The 18,961-nt window shown below is 43.8% G+C and carries 17 protein-coding genes; 16 read left to right on the top strand and 1 reads right to left on the bottom strand.

What is annotated here, in order from left to right:
- Nucleotides 1-229: 229 nt before the first annotated feature.
- From NSA57_RS15940 to NSA57_RS15920, 5 genes are all read left to right on the top strand, one after another.
- On the top strand, nucleotides 230-1,321 hold the full coding sequence (locus NSA57_RS15940; protein ID WP_257465402.1) for a hypothetical protein: 1,092 nt from the start codon (nucleotides 230-232) through the stop codon (nucleotides 1,319-1,321).
- A gap of 108 nt (nucleotides 1,322-1,429) precedes the next feature.
- On the top strand, nucleotides 1,430-1,858 hold the full coding sequence (locus NSA57_RS15935) for a hypothetical protein (RefSeq protein ID WP_257465401.1): 429 nt from the start codon (nucleotides 1,430-1,432) through the stop codon (nucleotides 1,856-1,858).
- A 306-nt stretch (nucleotides 1,859-2,164) separates the two neighbouring features.
- On the top strand, nucleotides 2,165-2,632 hold the full coding sequence (locus NSA57_RS15930; RefSeq protein WP_257465400.1) for a DUF5071 domain-containing protein: 468 nt from the start codon (nucleotides 2,165-2,167) through the stop codon (nucleotides 2,630-2,632).
- Between the two features lie 388 nt (nucleotides 2,633-3,020).
- Nucleotides 3,021-3,530, top strand: coding sequence for a hypothetical protein (locus NSA57_RS15925; protein WP_257465399.1), 510 nt, complete (start codon nucleotides 3,021-3,023; stop codon nucleotides 3,528-3,530).
- Between the two features lie 35 nt (nucleotides 3,531-3,565).
- The gene (locus NSA57_RS15920; protein WP_257465398.1) at nucleotides 3,566-3,991 is read left to right on the top strand and encodes a DUF5071 domain-containing protein; all 426 of its coding nucleotides are present in this window, start codon (nucleotides 3,566-3,568) and stop codon (nucleotides 3,989-3,991) included.
- Nucleotides 3,992-4,047: 56 nt separating this feature from the next.
- On the opposite strand, the gene NSA57_RS15915 is transcribed toward NSA57_RS15920, so the two are convergent.
- Complete coding sequence (locus tag NSA57_RS15915) at nucleotides 4,048-5,379, bottom strand: MATE family efflux transporter (RefSeq protein WP_257465397.1); 1,332 nt, start codon at nucleotides 5,377-5,379, stop codon at nucleotides 4,048-4,050.
- A 289-nt stretch (nucleotides 5,380-5,668) separates the two neighbouring features.
- Here NSA57_RS15915 and NSA57_RS15910 point away from each other — a divergent pair, with 289 nt between their 5' ends.
- The 11 genes from NSA57_RS15910 to NSA57_RS15860 all read left to right on the top strand — a co-directional run bounded on the left by NSA57_RS15910 (nucleotide 5,669) and on the right by NSA57_RS15860 (nucleotide 18,942).
- Nucleotides 5,669-6,571 carry an AEC family transporter gene (locus NSA57_RS15910; protein ID WP_257465396.1) on the top strand — a complete coding sequence of 301 codons (903 nt, stop codon included), beginning with the start codon at nucleotides 5,669-5,671 and terminating at the stop codon, nucleotides 6,569-6,571.
- A gap of 136 nt (nucleotides 6,572-6,707) precedes the next feature.
- On the top strand, nucleotides 6,708-7,316 hold the full coding sequence (locus NSA57_RS15905; protein ID WP_022067776.1) for a glycerol-3-phosphate acyltransferase: 609 nt from the start codon (nucleotides 6,708-6,710) through the stop codon (nucleotides 7,314-7,316).
- Nucleotides 7,313-8,437, top strand: coding sequence for an MGDG synthase family glycosyltransferase (locus NSA57_RS15900; protein WP_257465395.1), 1,125 nt, complete (start codon nucleotides 7,313-7,315; stop codon nucleotides 8,435-8,437). The genes NSA57_RS15905 and NSA57_RS15900 overlap by 4 nt, the downstream gene beginning before the upstream one ends.
- A 204-nt stretch (nucleotides 8,438-8,641) precedes the next feature.
- Nucleotides 8,642-11,092, top strand: coding sequence for a methyltransferase domain-containing protein (locus NSA57_RS15895; protein ID WP_257465394.1), 2,451 nt, complete (start codon nucleotides 8,642-8,644; stop codon nucleotides 11,090-11,092).
- A gap of 22 nt (nucleotides 11,093-11,114) precedes the next feature.
- Nucleotides 11,115-12,029, top strand: a complete 915-nt coding sequence (locus tag NSA57_RS15890) for a LysR family transcriptional regulator (RefSeq protein WP_178709588.1) — start codon at nucleotides 11,115-11,117, stop codon at nucleotides 12,027-12,029.
- A gap of 35 nt (nucleotides 12,030-12,064) precedes the next feature.
- Nucleotides 12,065-13,009, top strand: a complete 945-nt coding sequence (gene nikB, locus NSA57_RS15885; RefSeq protein WP_178709590.1) for a nickel ABC transporter permease — start codon at nucleotides 12,065-12,067, stop codon at nucleotides 13,007-13,009.
- A complete protein-coding gene (nikC, locus tag NSA57_RS15880) occupies nucleotides 13,006-13,875 on the top strand; it encodes a nickel transporter permease (protein ID WP_022067771.1) in 870 nt (289 codons plus the stop codon). Before nikB ends, nikC begins: the two co-directional genes overlap by 4 nt.
- Nucleotides 13,875-15,410, top strand: a complete 1,536-nt coding sequence (locus NSA57_RS15875) for an ABC transporter substrate-binding protein (protein ID WP_178709594.1) — start codon at nucleotides 13,875-13,877, stop codon at nucleotides 15,408-15,410. The genes nikC and NSA57_RS15875 overlap by 1 nt, the downstream gene beginning before the upstream one ends.
- A 26-nt stretch (nucleotides 15,411-15,436) precedes the next feature.
- A complete protein-coding gene (locus NSA57_RS15870) occupies nucleotides 15,437-16,249 on the top strand; it encodes an ABC transporter ATP-binding protein (RefSeq protein WP_022067769.1) in 813 nt (270 codons plus the stop codon).
- Nucleotides 16,246-17,031, top strand: a complete 786-nt coding sequence (locus NSA57_RS15865) for an ABC transporter ATP-binding protein (RefSeq protein WP_022067768.1) — start codon at nucleotides 16,246-16,248, stop codon at nucleotides 17,029-17,031. Before NSA57_RS15870 ends, NSA57_RS15865 begins: the two co-directional genes overlap by 4 nt.
- 372 nt (nucleotides 17,032-17,403) lie before the next feature.
- Nucleotides 17,404-18,942 (top strand): ABC transporter substrate-binding protein, encoded by a 1,539-nt coding sequence (locus NSA57_RS15860; protein WP_257465403.1) that lies wholly within the window; start codon nucleotides 17,404-17,406, stop codon nucleotides 18,940-18,942.
- Nucleotides 18,943-18,961: the final 19 nt, after the last annotated feature.

Genomic DNA, 18,961 nt, shown 5'->3' with positions numbered 1-18,961 from the left:
TAACATGGTTACTTTTATTGACGGGGCTGTAAATATAGTGGTAAGCTGTATTTAGCATAGTTGGGATAAGCTTTTAGCAGCAGCGGTATTTTGGATGGAGTATTGCTTCTTTGTAATCAGATCAGTGTTGTTTCATCCAGCAGAAGCTTTTTGTCTTATTTTCATATTGTTTTAAAAAGAACAGGTGGTACAGAGCCAGGGAGAATGGTATTGGGGAAGGGGGGATTGAATGAAGAACATAAGTGAAAAGGAGTTTTGGCAGGAGCTTGTTAGTGAATTTTATCAACAGGGCAAAATCAGTCAGGAATCCTATAATTGCCTGAACGCTTTTCTTGAGTGTCCTGAGATTATAGAAATGCTGGATGGCTGCAAACTGAGCCCGGAAGAATGTAAGCAAAATAGAACTGCGATTTTAGATGTGCTGAATACGAAGAGATCCGATCTTACAAAAAGAGAAGATTCAATCCGACAGAAATTTTCTGACCGGAATAAAAAAGCAGAAGAGTATTTGCTTGATGAAAAAACGTTCATAGATGAACACATGGAAGAAACTGTTCAATTTCTGATTATGCAGGGGATCTGTAAAAGCCGGGGAGAAGAGTTATCGGCTATTTTAAGTTCAAATGTACGGTACAGGAAATACAGTAAATATGAAGGGTATAGTATGGGATTATACGAAGTAAGCCCGGTATTTGATCTTACAGTGGGAAATGCGAAAAGAGGGAGTTTTTATAAGAGAGTACCAAAAGACAAATATGGAAAGCTGGAATATTTATTCCGAGAGGATGGCAGATTAGTATCCACTATTTATTATACAAGTGAAAATGATCATCACATTTGCTATGTTTTATATTTCAATGGATATATATATTATATGATTTATAATTGGTTTGTTGGAAAACAAACATTGTTTGGAATAAAGATCCTAAAAAATATTAATAACAAATTGGAATATTTGAAATGGTGTGTATATGAAGGCTCAACAGGAATATACAGAGTAGGTAAGGAAATTTATTTGTATGATAACAGCAAAATAGAAAAATGGTGGTATGAAGAATTTTGGTTTCCGATATATAATGAAAATACAACTTTAGATGGAACCATAATAAGAGAGCTTTATACCGGAATATATGATAAGGAAGGATATATATCCGGATATAAAGTTGATTCATATATTGGAAGCAGATTAGCGAAGGAGGTATTCCGGGAAAAACTTGCACATATATCCGGTTATAATGAGTTTTATTTGTCGGAAAAAGAAAGATTGGATACGGGAAAGGATTCCTTAAGATGGAAATACCCTCCAAATTATTTTGACTGAAGATCAGAGGGATTATTCTATAATAAACAGCTTTGTATGGGGTTATGGAGTTTGTAAATATTTGATGTCTACATTATAGATGGAACAATTCATATTTAGGGGGATTGCATGTGGTACGAGATTTCTTCTGAGAGAGAGATAAATGATTTTATGAAAAAAATAAATTTTTTCCATGACTGTTGTATTAAAGAATTGAAATATTCAAGTGGGGCATATGTAAATAATAGATATGAAATGTATCCGGTAAATGATAAGAGGATATTAAATGTAGCATTTCAATGCCAAAGTGAAGAAAATGGTATGTTTGAATTGGAATTTCAAGGTTTAAAATATTTAAAATTATTACCGTTAGATGAAACGTATACATGTGAAATACTTGATGCTACTATGTTTATGCAAAACGAATTGATTTATTGGTGTGACTGTGGAGGATTATCAGAAGCAGATTTAGATGATTATATGGGAACAGTAATTTGTGCTGAAAAATTAAGATGGAGATCAATTATTAACCATATGGGAGACCGAGAGTTTTATTAAAATTTATACTAAGGAGGCAGTATACGCTGCCGCTTCCTTGGTAGCTGTGGATGACTTCCAAAAGATCTTCATTGCCTTTTACTGATTTTTCCCATTTTGGATTGACAATGGTAGCATTAATTTCGGCTTCAAGAAGACTAAAAACAGGAATCCAGTATTTTTCAGCGAATTGCATTGATAAGAAGTCATTGACTGAACTGCCACACAATTAAAAACTAAGCTGCTGAAACAATTTTTAGTGTACAGACTTGTAGTGTCACTTATTTGTACCGCTCACTGAAAGGCGGCGGAATGGAGGATATTGATATGACAATAGATATTGATACTTTATATGAAATGTTGGATGAGAGAAAACCTATAGAGGTTCAGGAAGAGGCTATCAGAGAAGCGAGAAAGATAAAATCCTTATCTGTATTTATGCAGCCGATAGAATATAAATTGTCGTGGAAAAATTGTGCAAAGGTAATCTGTGAAAAAACTGATGAAGAATTAAATAGTTATAAATATGAGATGCTGGAGTGGCTGCGGGATCTTAATTGGCCGGGAGCATTTTTGATTATGGAAAGGCTGGAAAAAATGGATCCTCAGTTGTTGTTGAACGCTGCTATTTATGCAGTAAAGCAGGCGCTTTTGCTAAAAGATAATGAATGGCTGGGATGGATGTCATATCTTCTAAAAAATAAAAAGTTCTATGATGCACTTTCTGAAGAAAAAAAATATCAGAAAATACTGAAAAGATACCATAAAAAATACTGGGGGAAATTAGAATACTGATTATTTTGATTGCAAATAATATCAGATTCTTAGTTGTCAAGGCGAAGGGGGAATAATTATCAAAGTAATATAGTTAGGAGAAATATTATTAAAGTGTTTTATAAGGACAAGAAAATCGGACAAGATGGTGTACTTGAGCGGACATTATACATACCCGAGTATGATACAGCAGGATATTTGTGTCAATATAAGGCAGAACAGTATATTGGTGACAAATTAAGACATGGGAAAGTGGAGAACTGGAAGTTCAATTTACTGGAGAACAGAATATATACTGTATAACAGGAAAAAAGATTAGATACGGGGAAATCTGTCGAACGGTGGAAATATCCGCCAACTTATTTTTCATAACGGAATAGAGAAGGTATACTATACGGGAGGATATTGGGTGAAGGTATATTTTGTTGATAAAATGAAAAATAAAGAGATTTATAATAGTTTTATAAGATATATGCTTTTGAACAGTGATTTTTTCTCAGTAGTTTATTATAGACAGGGAACTAACATGTTGTTCTATAAAGATTTTAAAGAATATAAAAAAAGCCTGGAGCCATTTTTACTATACGCTGAAAATGTATCAGAATGGCCGCATACAAAAACCATGGGAGGAGAGGCTGTATATAGATTAATGGTTTATTGTGCGGATATGAAATGTTACGATATTCTGACAAGAGTAAATGATATATTTGAATGGAGCTATCCCAGAGCGCCTGTAGATTTATGTTTTTACAGAAAAGGTTATTGCTGGTTTGCACTCACAGCACATGAAAAAGAAGCTTATTTGTATACAGATAATGACAAAGAAGTACAAGAACTTCAAAAATTGGGGGTGGATATCGAATATTGGGGAGAAAAAGGAGATTTATTTTACCTTGATCTATATGGATTCAGGCAGTAAAAGTGTAGCAATAAAATGGGACGGAGGATATTGATATGTCAGTAGATATTGATACTTTATTTGAAATGATGGATGAGGGACAACCTGTAGAGGTTCAGGAAGAGGCTCTCAGAGAGGCGAGAAAGATAAAATCCTTATCTGTATTTATGCAGCCTATAGAATATGGATGGTCATGGGAAAATTGCGCAAAAGTAATATGTGAAAAAACTGATGAAGAATTAAATAAATACACATGTGAGATGCTGGAGTGGCTGCAGGATATCAACTGGCCTGGGGCATTTTTGATCATGGAGAGGCTGGAAAAAATGGAGCCTCAGTTTTTGGTGCATGCTGTTGGTTATCAGGTAAAGCAGGCGCTTCTGCTAAAAGATAATGAATGGCTGGGATGGATGTCATATCTTATAAAAAATAAAAAGTTTTATGATGCACTTTCTGAAAAAAAAAATATCAGAAAATACTGAAAAGATACTATGAAGAATACTGGGGGGAATTAGAATACTAAATCTAATGGGGACGTTTAACGTCCCCATACTACTTTACGGCTGATCAGACCGGCTACGACTGCAGTAGCTGCTTCGGCGATCCAGAAGGCATGCCATACTCCAACAGCTCCAAAAACTTTGCTGAGGACGAAGGCAGCAGGAATGATGATCAGTACATATCTGCACAGAGAGATGATCAGGGAAGGGGTTCCCTTTCCCAGACCCTCCAGTGCGCCGCAGGCGGTAACAGATACAGCGGAAACCAGGAAGCCGGCGCTGATGATACGGAGAGCTGTTTTTCCTGCAAGGACAGTTTCGGCATTGGAGGTAAACAGTCCCATCAACTGTCTGGGAACTGCCAGGCAGATAACGGTTCCGATGATCATAATGACGCTGCTCATGGCAAGCGTTACCATATAGATTTTTTTCACACGTTTGTGTTCTCCTGCTCCATAGTTATATCCGATTACAGGGCGCATACCCTGGACGATTCCGCTGGCAGGAAGATAAAGGAAGGTCTGAAGCTTGTAATAAATGCCCAGAATTACCACATAGCTCTGGGAGTAAACAGCAAGCAGGCTGTTCAGTACGGAGATCAGAAGGGAGGGGAGCGCAATATTCAGAATTGCCGGAACTCCCACGGCGTAAAGCTTTTTGTCCATGCTGCCGTCTGGCTTCAGACATGTTTTCCTGATGCGTACAGGAATCGGGCGGGCAAAATAGATCACCAGGTAAATGATCAGATTTAAAACCTGTCCAAGACCTGTTGCCAGGGCAGCGCCTTCGATTCCAAGGGCAGGGAAGGGACCAAGACCGAAAATCAGAACCGGGTCCAGTATAATATTGGTAATGCAGCCGCACATCAGTGAAAACATGGTAACTTTCATTCTTCCAACTGCCTGAAAAATCTTCTCAAAGGCAAGGTCAAGGCCTATCACAACAGAAAAGGCAAAAACAATGCCGGAATATCTTACGCCCAGATCAATAACCTTTTTGTCCGGTGTAAAAAGCCCAAGAAAGGAGGGCATGATCAGAGTACAGACTACCATCATAATAAGTCCGTGTACAGCGGACAAAACCGTTCCGTGAGTAGCGGCAATATCTGCATTGTGTTTATTTCCGGCTCCCAGATGAAAAGCAATCTGCGAGCTGATTCCCACGCCAAAACCAATGGCAATGGCATTCACCAGGTTCTGGATGGGAAAGACCAGGGAAAGCGCTGTCATGGCATCTTCACTGATCTGCGCAACAAAGAAGCTGTCTACTATATTATACAAAGAGTTTACCAGCATGGAGATCACCATGGGGAGAGCCATGGACATGATCAGAGGAAATACTGGCTTTTCTTTCATAAAAGTATTGTTCATTTATATTCCTCCTGTTGGTTTATAAAAAAGACTTTTATGGCAAAAAAATAAGCCGCACAACTACCGGATGGTAATTGTGTGGCGAAAAGTGGCCTGGCCAAAAAAGTCCACACTGTGTTTTGGACAGGTGACATTGTAGCATGGTATAAGCTGTGCCGTCAAGAGAGGTTTGTCTTTTTGTTGCGAGTATTTTTTGGTTGTGATACACTGGGGATATCTTTCAGAAAAATCAGCGGTCAGTATGATTATGACAGGAGATTTTCTGTACAGACAGGAAAAGAGGGGTATTATGGAAAAAGTACTTACGCTGCAGGCAACGATTTTTCTTCTGGTAGCAGTGGGATTTATGCTGAAGCGCATCGGGCTCATTGGACCGCAGGGACAAAAAAACCTGAACGATCTTGTTATTTATGTGATTCTGCCCTGCAACATTCTTCATGCATTTATGAACAGTCCTGTGGAGGGCAGACTCTTGTATTATCTGGAGGTCCTTCTGATCTCTGTCGGGATTCAGATTTTTTGCGTGTTTTATGGAAGGCTGATCTTCAGGAAGGAACCAGAGGGGAAAAATAAATGTCTCCGGTATGGAACGATCTGTTCAAACGCAGGGTTTCTGGGAAATCCGGTAGCAGAGGGGATTTACGGGGCAGAGGGGCTGGTGCTTGCCAGTATTTATCTGATTCCTCAGAGGATCATGATGTGGACTTCCGGACTGGCAGTTTTTTCCGGAACCACAGACCGGAAAGAAACGGTCAGGAAGGTTCTGACGCATCCCTGTATTATTATGAGTGAACTGGGTATTCTTCTTATGTTTACCGGGTGGAAGCTTCCGGCGCCGGTTACAGATGCAGTGGATTATATAGGAAACTGCAATACAGCTTTTTCCATGATGGCAGTTGGAATGATTCTTGCAGATATCAATGTAAAGGATTTCTGGGACCGGACTGTGGCAAAGTTTACGTTTCACAGGCTTGTGGTGATTCCGGCAGTGGTGTACGGAGTCTGTAGCTTTCTGCCTCTTGATAAAAATGCTTTTGGCATCTGTGTACTGCTGGCTGCCATGCCGGCAGGCGCTACCACAAGTATTCTGGCAGAGAAATATGGGGTGGATTCTCCCTTTGCAACAAAAATGGTTATTTTTTCTACTTTGTTATCGCTTCCCACAATCTGTCTGTGGAGTATGGTATTGTAACAGGAAAACTCTGGACAGGGGATTGATAGAGAACTGTAATTAAGGGAAATGAGAAATTCAGAGGTCGGAGGAGAAGCCCAGCTCTGGTTAGAAACGACTGTGAGATTTTATTTGCAGCAGGAAAGCAGGTTGGATTATGAAATATGGATACTTTTTCTATGTGATTATGGGATTTTTGTCAGGAAGTATTTTGTTTGGACGGCTGATTCCTATGATCTTTCGGGGAGTGGATGTTCAGACAGAGTCTGAGGATGGAAATCCGGGAACGTTTAATGCATTTGCTTGTGGAGGCGCTTTTTGTGGGATACTGGTTCTTCTGGCAGATCTGGGAAAGGGGGCGCTTCCGGTTGCCCTGTGCGCCAGGGATCTGGGAATGGATTCCTGGATGTTTGCGCTGGTAATGGCCGCGCCTGTATTCGGACATGCTCATTCTCTGTTTCAGAAAGGACATGGGGGCAAGGCTATTGCAGTATCTTTTGGCGTACTGATCGGACTGCTTCCTCTGTGGCAGCCTCTGGCAGCTCTGATTTTCTGGTATCTGCTGTTTGTGATCGTAATATCTGCCAGGTCTAATACCAGAAAAAGCGTATATACGTTTCTGGCCTTTGCTGTTACTGTTATGCTGACAGTGCCGCGCAGAACAGTCTTGGCCGGCTGTGTCCTGATGTCGGGGATTGTGATACATAAACATTGTCTGAAGGCAAATGCCGCATACAGGCGGGGAGAGGAATGGAGACTTGAATGAAAGCATTGATTTTGTCCTGCAATACAGGAGGCGGACATAATTCTGCAGCCCGGGCGATTGCAGAGGAGATGCAGGAGAGAGGCGACGAGGCATATGTACTTGACTATCTCTGCCTTGCAGGAGAGGGAGTTTCACGTCTGGTAGGAGACGGATATGTTCAGATCGTCAAAAAAACGCCCAGACTTTTCGGGCTTTTTTATAAGCTGGGAATGGTAGCCAGCCGGTTGCTGAAGAAATCTCCTGTGTATTATATTAACGGGAGAATGGCAAAGTATCTGGACGGATATTTACGTGAACATCCGGTTGATGTTCTGATCATGCCGCATCTTTATCCGGCAGAAACAATTACTTATATGAAACGAAAGGGCATGAAGCTTCCGCTTACGGTGGCAGTAATGACAGATTACACCTGTATTCCCTTCTGGGAGGAGACAGACTGTGATTATTATGTGCTTCCCCATGAGGCTTTAAAAAAGTCCTGTGTCAGACGGGGGATTCCTGCGGAGAAGCTTTTGGCTTTTGGGATTCCGGTGGCTAAGAGCTGCCGGAGGAATACAAGCAGAGAACAGGCAAGGGAGAAGCTGGGGCTTGATACGAAAGGCAGATATTTTCTGGCAGCCGGAGGAAGTATGGGGGCCGGAGATCTTTCCGAGCTTGTAAAAAAGCTTTTGGAAGGCACAGCTCAGGAAAAAATTCTTGTGATCTGCGGAAGCAACCGCAAGGCGGAACAGAAGTTGAAAAAAGAGTTTTGTAAACAGCCCCGGGTACAGATTCTGGGATTTACCACCCAGATGTCTCTTTATCTGAAGGCCTGTGACGTTCTTTTTACAAAGCCGGGCGGTTTGACATCTACAGAAGCGGCAGTGACGGGTGTGCCGATGATCCATACGGCTCCGATTCCCGGCTGCGAAACAGTAAACCGGAAATTTTTTATGAAGGCAGGCATGAGCTGGTCAGCAATTACCCTCAATGGGCAGGTGGAAAAAGGAATCCAGCTTATGAACGATCCTGAGGCGGTAGCTCAGATGGTCAGCGCTCAGAAAAAGCAGATTCACGGAGACGCGGTGGAGAAGCTGTATGAATTTATCAGCGGAGAAATCCAGAAAAGAAACAGGTTTTGAACAGCAAAGAAATCCCCCCGGGAGGGTTGCAGGAGGGATTTCTTTTTTTATATAATAAAGCCGTCTATAAAAAGTCCATTATAAAAATTTTATTGCCACAGGCAGCAGGAAATGAAAATTAACCGGCAGCCACAGGCAGGAACCGAAAAAATACAGGATTCTTTTTATAGAAAGAACATACTAACAGAAAGAGCAGAAAGAATCATGAATACGTTAAAGGAAGAAATTCATGCCTACTGGACACAGCGTGCAGAGGGCTATTCAGAATATAATCAGCAGGAAATGGCAGACGCCAGACGGAGTATGTGGAAGAACAAGCTTCTTTCTCTCCTTGAAGAGAATTTTCCGGGAAAGAACCCGGAGGAGCTGAAGGTTCTTGATGTGGGAACCGGACCGGGATTTTTTGCCCTGCTTCTTGCGGAGGCCGGATATCAGGTAACGGCAGCAGACGTTACAGAGGAGATGCTGAAAGAGGCAAAAAAGAATACAGGAGTGTTTGCGGAAAAAATCACCTGGAAGCTCAGTGACGCCCAGAAGCTTGAACTGGGAGACTGCGAATTTGACGCGGTATTTTCCAGAAATGTTACCTGGAATCTGGAAAACCCGGGACAGGCGTATGAGGAATGGGTACGTGTGCTGAAACCGGGCGGACTTCTGTGCAATTTTGATGCAGACTGGTACGGTCATCTTTATGATGAGGAAAAGCGCAGCGGTTACGAGAAGGACCGCCAGAGGGTGGAAGAAAAAAATCTGGAAGATTATTATACAGGAACAGATATTGAACGGATGGAGGCCATTGCCAGACAGGTTCCTTTAAGCAGACAGAAGCGTCCTCAGTGGGATGTGGAAGCCCTGAAAAATGCAGGGCTGACAGAAGTAAGCTGCGACACAGAGGTGTGGAAACAGGTATGGACAGAAGAAGAGATCGCAAATAATGGCTCCACCCCGATCTTTCTTCTTTCCGGGAAAAAAAGAGAAAGCTTTTGCCTCAATCATATTTCAGTGGAACCCGGAAACGTGTGGACAGGTTATCTGGAGCTGGGACAGGGCGAATTCCGGCTTCCGGCTGCCGTGCTTCATGGAACAAGACCTGGAAAAACAATGCTGATCACTGCAGGAGTCCACGGGGGCGAATATGTGGGGATACAGGCTGCTATTGAGCTGTCGCAGAAACTGAAGATACAGAAGGTGGCAGGTACCATAATCATTGTTAAGGTGATAAATGTTCCGGCGTTTGAGCGGAGAAACGGAAGTATGGGACTGACAGACGGAAAAAACCTGAACAGGGAATTTCCCGGAAATCCAAAAGGTACAGAAATGGAACGTCTTGCATGGGCAGTTTCCCATGAGCTTCAGCCGGCAGCAGATTATTACATTGACCTGCACAGTGGGGATGACTATGAACAGCTGACTTCTTATGTGTATTATGCGGGCATGGCAGATGAAAAAACAGTCAGTCAGTCAAGACGCATGGCAGAGCAGGTGGACGTACCTTACATGGTCCGCTCCAATGTGGCGTCAGGGGGCGCTTATAACTATGCGGCTTCTCAGGGAATCCCCAGTATTCTTATTGAGCGGGGCGGTATGGGAGCCTGGACCAGTGAAGAAGTACGCTCTACAAGAAGAGATGTCAGGAATATTCTCTGTCATCTGGGAATTTATCAGGGGAAAAAGGATTACAGAACTTATTATCCTCTGGATGTTACAGATATCTGTTATCAGGACGCTTCCCGGGACGGGTTGTGGTATCCCTTTAAAAAGCCCGGCGATATGATCCGGGAAGGAGAGATTCTGGGTGAAGTGCGGGATTATGAAGGCGGTCTTCTGGAGCTGAGCGTGGCCGAGTATGACGGTGTGATCCTGTATCAGACCGGCACGCTTCAGGTACTGGGGGACGGGCCGATGATCGCTTATGGAAAGATTGTCAATCCCTATGATGAGCGGAAAGAGCGAATTGTAAGCTACTGGGAAAAAAGAAGCGGAGATTTCCTGGAACATAAAAGGGCGGAGCTTCACAGTCCTATGTCTGAACGATGGCTTTATGAAATAAAAAATCAGCTTCCTCAGGACAGAAATCTCAGGGTCCTTGACGTGGGCTGCGGAGCGGGATTTTTTTCCGTGCTTCTGGCAAAAGAAGGATATCAGGTCACTGGTGTGGATCTGACGCCTGATATGGTTGAAAATGCCAGAACGCTTGCAGAAGAGGAAAAAACAGACTGTGAGTTCTTTGTAATGGATGCAGAAAATCTGAGATTTGCAGACGAAAGCTTTGATGTGGTGATTTCCCGAAACCTTACCTGGACCCTGCCGGATGTAAAAAGCGCTTACAGAGAATGGGTGCGTGTACTGAAAAAAGGCGGCATACTTTTGAATTTTGATGCAAATTACGGACTCAGTGATTTTACAGACCTGTGCGAGCTTCCGGACAACCATGCGCATCAGGAAATTGGCGATGATATGATGAGAGAATGTGAGGAGATCAAACGTCAGCTTCCAATCAGTTCCTACAGCCGTCCAGCCTGGGATCTGGAGACTCTGGGGGCAATGAAGCTTCAGGAATTTTCTGTGGATCTGGGAATCAGTAGCAGGATTTATGTGGAAAAGGATGAGTTTTATAATCCCACACCAATGTTTATGCTGAGAACCTGTAAGTAAAAGAACTATAAAGGAAAAAATTATGGATTTAAAACAGCTGCAGTATTTTGTGACCTGCGCTCAGACCGGCTCTGTCAGCGAGGCGGCAAAAATTTTATATTCCACCCAGCCCAGTGTCAGCAAGGTGGTAAAGGCTTTGGAGGATTCTCTGGGAATGCAGCTTTTTGAGCGGCTTCCCAGAGGGATCCGTCTTACGCCTCAGGGAAGTCAGGTATATCGTTATGCCTGTAAAATTGTAGGCGAAGTCACAAAGCTGGAAGCCATGGCGGACCACGGTATGACAAAATGGCTCAGGATCTCGGCAAATCCAAGCTCTTGGTTCGCCACTCAGTTTGTGGATTTTTATAATGAGAATTATGACAGAAATTATCATTTTCAGATTTACACGGCAGGAGTTCGGACAGTGATGGAACGCGTCCGGGACTATCTGGATGATGTGGGGTTTGTGTATATTCTGGAACGGCAGAAAGAGGACTTTTTTTATGAACTGTCCAGAAACAGGATGGAATTTATTCCCCTGCATGAAACAGAAGCCATTGTTTATCCGGGAGGAAAATCCTTTCTTTACGGAACAGAAAAAGAGAGCCTGAGCTATGAAGAGCTTGACGGAGTTCGGCTGGTTCAGAACTATCAGGACGAATTTTTTGATATTGGAGCCGCCGAAAACAAGGAGAGCTTTTCCTGGAAAGGCCTGGATATTTCTGTTATTACAAACAGCGATTATATTATGGAAAGGCTTTTAAAAAACAGTGATGTGGCAAATATCAGCGGAAGCTATCTGTCAGAGAATAAGAAAGATACACTTCCCGGAATCCCGTTGAAAATGGAAGGAAGCCGGGTGATCTTCGGGTATGTCAGACATCGGGGAGAAGAGATGGACAGCAGTTTAAAGGAATTCATCTGTTTTCTGGAAGAACGAATCGGAAGCGGTAAGTAAAATGATGAAAAAGCAGATAAACAGAGGATAAAATTATGTTGAAATATATAGGAAAAAGACTGCTTCAGTTAATTCCCGTTCTGATCGGGATTACGTTTCTGTCCTTTGCCATGATGCGGCTTGCAGGGGGAGATGCAGTAACCTACATGTATGAAAATGCAGGGTCAGTTGTCTCCCAGGAGGTAATTGATCAGACAAAAAAAGAATACGGTCTGGATCAGCCTTTTCTGGTACAGTATGGCAGATGGTTTGCAGGAATGGTCACAGGCGATATGGGAACCAGCTATGTATCCGGGCAGAAGGTATATGATACTTTTATGGAAAAGCTTCCGGCAACCATACTTCTTACAGTTTCTTCTATGATAGTGACTATGCTGACAGCGATCCCCCTTGGGATTTTTTCTGCCATACGCCATAATAGATGGTCAGATTATCTGATACGTTTTCTGAGTTTTATCGGAAATTCTGCCCCGAATTTTTTTGCGGCGCTGATTTTAATGTATGTATTTTCTGTAAAGCTTGGATGGCTGCCTGTGATTACGTCAGAAAATATTGCGGCAAGTCTTGTGCTTCCCACTCTTACCCTTGCCATAGCTATGGCGGCAAAATATATCCGTCAGATCAGAGCGGCTGTTCTGGAGGAACTGAATAAGGATTATGTGACGGGAGCCAGGGCCAGAGGTGTCAGAGGAAGTGTGATTATCTGGAAAAATGTTCTGAGGGCGTCCATGCTGACTATTGTGACGCTGATGGCATTGTCTGTGGGAAGCCTTCTGGGCGGAACTACCATTGTGGAATCTATTTTTATGTGGGACGGTGTAGGTAAAATGGCTGTGGATGCCATTACCATGAGAGATTATCCTGTCGTTCAGGTATATGTGGCATGGATGGCAGTGATCTATGTAGCAGTGAACCTGATTACGGACATTGTGTATCATTATCTGGATCCCCGTGTAAGACTGGGAGGTGAGCAAGGATGACAAAGAAAAAGAGAGGTTCATCTTCTGTGTACAGGACGGGAACAGATTCTGTAAAAATACGGCTTATTGTGCTGACAGTTCTGGCAGCGCTGCTTCTTTTAACAGCTCTGTGTGCAAAATACATCTGTCCCTATGACCCTTATGAGCAGAATCTTCTGTTGGCAAAGCAGCCGCCGGGGCCGGAGCATCTGCTGGGAACAGACCGCTATGGACGGGATATGTTTTCCAGGATTCTGATAGCCGGAACTACCAGTATTTTTTCCACACTGATCCTGGTGAGCATTACAACAGTAACGGGAACCTTTGTGGGAATTATCTGCGGCTGGCGGGGAGGCTTTGTGGATGCTTTTCTTATGAGGATATCAGATCTGTTTCTGGCCTTTCCAAGTCTGGTATTCGCATTAGCTGTGGCAGGAGTCCTGGGCGGCGGTGTACAGAATGCGGTACTTGCTCTGGCAGTGGTAAGCTGGCCGAAGTTTGCCAGGCTGGCCAGAGGACTGACGCTGACTCAGAAAGAGGCGCCGTATATAATGGCGGCCAGACTTTCCGGCAGCAGCACACCGGCTCTGCTTCTGCGGCATATTCTGCCTAATATTGCAGGCCCTGTCCTTGTAACGGCAGTTCTGGATATTGGAACTATGATGATGGAGCTTGCAGGCTTGTCCTTTCTGGGACTGGGAGTACAGCCGCCGGCAGCAGAATGGGGAAGTATGATCAATGAGGGCAGAAGCCTTCTGCAGATCGCGCCGTGGATGTCTCTTGCGCCGGGAGCTGCAATTTTTGTAACGGTACTGATTTTTAACCTTCTGGGAGATACATTGAGAGATTATCTGGATCCGGAACACAAAAAGAAAAGAGGTAAATAATGAAGAAAAAATTTATTGCTGCAGTGCTTGCAGGAGCAGTGATGATATCGGGACTGAGTGTCAGCGTAATGGCAGACAAAGAAAAGACCTTTGTATACGGAACAACCGGTTACAGCGAGGAAATGGGTGACGCCGGGCTGAACCCTCATGATAATTATTCCGGATGGAGTGCGCTCAGGTATGGTGTAGGGGAAACGTTATTTAAGTACAATGACAATATGGAGGTGGAGCCCTGGCTTGCCACAGATTATGAGTTTGTGGACGACACTACGGTAAAGATCACACTGAGAGACGGAGTAAAGTTTTCAAGCGGCCGCACTATGGATGCCCAGGCAGTAAAGGAATGTCTGGAAAATCTGGTAAAGGTTCATGACCGGGCTCCTTCTGATATGAAGATCGATTATATTGATGCAGACGGACTGACTTTGACTATTTACACAACAGAACCATGTCCGGCAATCATTAACTATCTGGGAGATCCCTACGGAGCCATTATTGATATGGAATATGGCGTTCAGGGAGAAGGGGGAAATGCCAATGTGGCAGGAACAGGTCCTTATATTGCAGAAAAAGTTACCCCCACTCAGATTGATCTTGTAAAAAATGAAAATTACTGGGGCGGCGATGTAAAGGTGGATAAAGTTACAGTAAAGTCTTTTTCGGACGGAAGCGCTCTGACCGCGGCCCTTCAGACAGGCGATATCCAGGGAACCTATGGTCTTCAGTATGATAACTACGCGCTTTTTGACGGAAATCCGGAGTATACCATTAATTCCTGCGCAACAAGCAGATGCTTTTTCGGACAGTTTAATTTTGAGTCGGAGATCATGCAGGATCAGAATATACGAAAAGCCATTGAAATGGGAATTGATAAAGAGGGCTTCTGCTCTGTGATCATGGAGGGGAGAGGGCTCCCTGCCAAAGCCGCTTTTCCGGACAGTTTTTCTTATGGAAATGAAGCAGTGGAAACAGTTTCCTATGATCCGGAAGGGGCAAAAAAGCTGCTGGAAGAATCCGGATGGAAGGATACAGACGGCGACGGATATGCAGACAAGGACGGACAGAAGCTTACCATAGACTGGCTGACCTACCCGACCCGTCTGGAGCAGCCGAAGCTTGCGGAGTATGCACAGGCAACTCTCAAGGAAATCGGAATTGACGTTGTGGTAAATAATACTTCGGATCATATGACTTATGCGGCAGACGGCAACTTTGATGTGTATGTAAGTTCTACTACCACAGCTCCCACCGGAGATCCGGAATATTTCTTTACCAGTACAGTAGTGGGACCCAAAAACTACGGAAAATATGAAAACAAAGAGGTAACAGCTCTTACAGAAAAGCTTCATCAGGCATTTGAGCCGGAGGAGAGAGCAAAGCTGGCAACAGAGCTGCAGCAGAAGATTCTGGACGACGATGGATTTTTCTTTGTATCACATCTCAATATGGGAATTGTGACAAAATCCAATGTAAAGGGAATGGCAGCTCATCCCTGTGATTATTATGAGATCACGGCAGATCTGGATGTGGAATAACTGATTCCGGGAACAGGGGACGCAGAATGAATGTAAAAAAGAATGAAGATGCACTGCTCCGTGTGGAGAAGCTGACTGTCTGTTATGATGGAGAGCCTGTTGTACAGGACATAAGCTTTCAGGTGAAAAAGGGAGAAATCCTGGGTATTGTAGGGGAATCCGGAAGTGGAAAAAGTACGGTTGCAAAAGCCGTTATGGGACTTCTGGGAAACAGAGCTGAAGTCGCCGGTCAGGTGTGGTACAAAGGAGAAAATCTCACTGCCATGCCGGAAAAAATACTGAGGAAATACCGGGGACCTGAGCTTGGAATGGTCTTTCAGGACTGTAAATCAGCCCTTTGTCCTATGCGTACAGTAGGGGCTCAGATGTACGAGGCCGTATCGGAGCATGAGAAGGTCAGCAGAGCGGAAGTGGAAAACAGAGCAGCTGTTTTGATGAAAAAAATCGGACTTACAGACTGTGCCCGTGTTCTTGGAAGCTATCCCTTTGAACTGTCCGGAGGAATGAATCAGAGAGTGGGAATCTGTACCGCCATGCTTTTAAAACCGGATCTGCTCCTGGCAGATGAGCCTACCAGCGCTCTTGATGTGACTGTACAGAAACAGGTGGTGGAAGAGCTTCTTCTGATGAAAAAAGAGTTTCATACAGCCATGCTTCTGATCACTCACAATATTGGCGTGGTCAGAAAAATGGCAGACAGGATCCTCGTACTTCAGAATGGAAAAGTAATGGATTACGGAGATACACAGAAGATTCTGGAAAATCCGGAAAGTCAGTATACTCGTCAGCTTATGGATTCTGTGATCCGGCTGAAAAGACGGGAGAATCAGAAATTATGACAGAAATTTTGCTGAAAGCAGAGAAACTGAAAAAGGTATTTACAGCAGGAAAAAAATCCTTTGCAGCTGTGGACGAGGTGTCCTTTGAACTGAAAAGAGGACAGTGTCTGGGGATCGTGGGTGAATCAGGAAGCGGAAAAAGTACAGTTGCCAGACTGATTACGGGACTTCTTCCCTGTACAGAGGGAAAAGTTCTGTTTTATCCTTCATCGGAAGGAACAGAGTCTGGATGTATAGATATATCTCAGGCAGGAATACGGCAGCTGAAACAGGCATACCGTCATATGCAGATGGTTTTCCAGATGCCCGCGGAGTCTTTTGATCCCCGAAGGACACTTGGAGACGGAATTGGGGAAAGTCTGCGGAATATGGGGATAAAGGGAACGGAATTAAAAACAAAGGTGGATAACCTTCTAGAATTGTGTGGGCTTACGCCGGAATTTGCTTCCCGGTATCCCCATCAGGTCAGCGGAGGACAGTGCCAGAGAGCTGCTATTGCCAGAGCCCTTGCGCTGGACCCGGAGCTTCTGATCTGCGACGAGGCTACCAGCGCCCTTGATGTAACGGTTCAGAAACAGATTATGGAGCTTCTGATAAAATTAAGACAGAAAAACGGTCTCAGCGTAATTTTTATCTGTCATGATCTTGCTCTGGTTCAGATGTTCTGCGACCGGGTGATCGTTATGAAACAGGGAAAAATCGTGGAAACCGGAACTCCGGAGGAAATTATATGGTCTCCCAGGGAGGAGTACACCAGAAATCTGATCGAGTCTGTTTTGTAGACCGGTAAAATATAAAAAAACGTATTAAAAAAAGCACTTGTTACAGGTGCTTTTTTTAAATGAGTATTTTAATGGGATCGTTAGTGCATCATAAGTGGAGGTCGTGCACTGACTTTGACATCATATAACACAATTTCCTGTGCTGACTATATTTTAACAAAGTCAGAGATTTTAACAAGCCTCCCAGGGGGATGTACAGGTATGAAAAAAAAAGATTATCCATGCAAAATATGAATGGGTTTATATCCCCCGTACAGGGTTAAATCTGACGAAAATCAATGTTATACTGGTGAAACACGAAAATCAGGGAGGTTAAATCAAATGAAAAAGCGGTTAATGGCACTGCTGGCGGCTTTCTGTATGACTGTTTCCATGATCGGAAGCGGCACAGTGGTTTCAGCAGCAGAACAGAAAACAAAGGATGAAGTGATTGTTACCATGCCTGCAACTTCTGAGCCGGAAGCGGGATTTGATCCTGCATATGGCTGGGGGGCCGGAGAGCATGTTCATGAGCCTCTGATACAGAGCACACTTACTGTTACCAACAAAGATCTGTCTATTGGAATGGATCTTGCCACAGATTATTCTGTCAGTGAGGACGGGCTTATCTGGACAGTAAAGATCCGTGACGATGTAAAATTTACAGACGGAGAACCACTGACAGCAAAGGACGTAGCGTTTACCTATAATAACTGCCGCGACAACAGCTCTGTCAATGATTTTTCCATGCTGGAGGAAGCCGTTGCAGTGGATGATACCACAGTAGAGTTTCATCTGAACAAGCCTTTTTCCATCTGGCCGTATACTATGGCTGTAGTGGGAATTGTTCCGGAACATGCATATGACGAGAATTACGGACAGAATCCTGTTGGATCAGGACGTTATATCATGAAGCAGTGGGATAAGGGGCAGCAGGTGATCTTTGAGGCCAATCCGGATTATTACGGAGAAGAACCAAAGATGAAAAAGGTTACGGTTCTTTTTATGGAAGAGGACGCGGCTCTTGCGGCAGCTCAGTCCGGAACGGTAGACGTAGCGCATACGGCAGCTTCCTATTCTGATACGGAAATAGAGGGATATGAGCTGTTCCGTGTAGATACAGTTGATAACCGTGGATTTAATCTTCCGGCAGCTCCGGCAGAAGAAAAAGACGGAGTAATGACCGGAAATGATTTTACCAGCGATGTGGAAGTAAGACGCGCGATCAACATTGGAATCGACCGTGAAGAAATGATCGACAATGTACTGAACGGCTACGGAACTCCCGCATACAGCGTATGTGACAAAATGCCCTGGTATAACGAGGAGGCAGAAACAGAGTACGATTTTGAGGGAGCGGTAAAAATTCTTGAGGATGCCGGCTGGAAAGAAGGAAAAGACGGAATCCGCGAAAAAGACGGCGTACGCGCTGAGATGAAGATCGTTTATCCGGCATCTGATTCTGTACGTCAGGCTCTGGCTGAGGATGCAAAAAATCAGCTTGCTGAACTGGGAATTTCTGTTACTACAGAGGGAGCTGACTGGGATACCGCCTATACTGCGGCCTTGTCTCAGCCTCTGATGTGGGGATGGGGAGCGCACACTCCTATGGAGCTTTACAATATTTACCATACAATGGAAGAAACAGGAACTGCTGAATATTCACCGTATGCCAATGAGACAGTAGACAAATACATGGACGAGGCTCTGGAAAGCAGCGATCTTGAGGAATCCTACGAGCTGTGGAAAAAGGCTCAGTGGGACGGAGAAACAGGTATTACCCAGGAGGGAGATATTCCCTGGATCTGGCTGTGCAATGTGGATCATCTGTATTTTGTAAGAGATGGACTTAAAGTTGCAGATCAGAAGATTCATCCTCACGGACATGGCTGGTCTATTGTAAATAATGTGGATCAGTGGACATGGGAGTAATTCCGAAAGTTTAATAAAA

This window comes from Blautia caecimuris (genome assembly GCF_024622975.1).
In the GTDB taxonomy this organism is placed as follows: Bacteria; Bacillota; Clostridia; order Lachnospirales; family Lachnospiraceae; genus Blautia_A; species Blautia_A caecimuris.
Note: the sequence above shows the minus strand (reverse complement) of the source record. Positions and strands in the feature narration are given on the sequence as shown.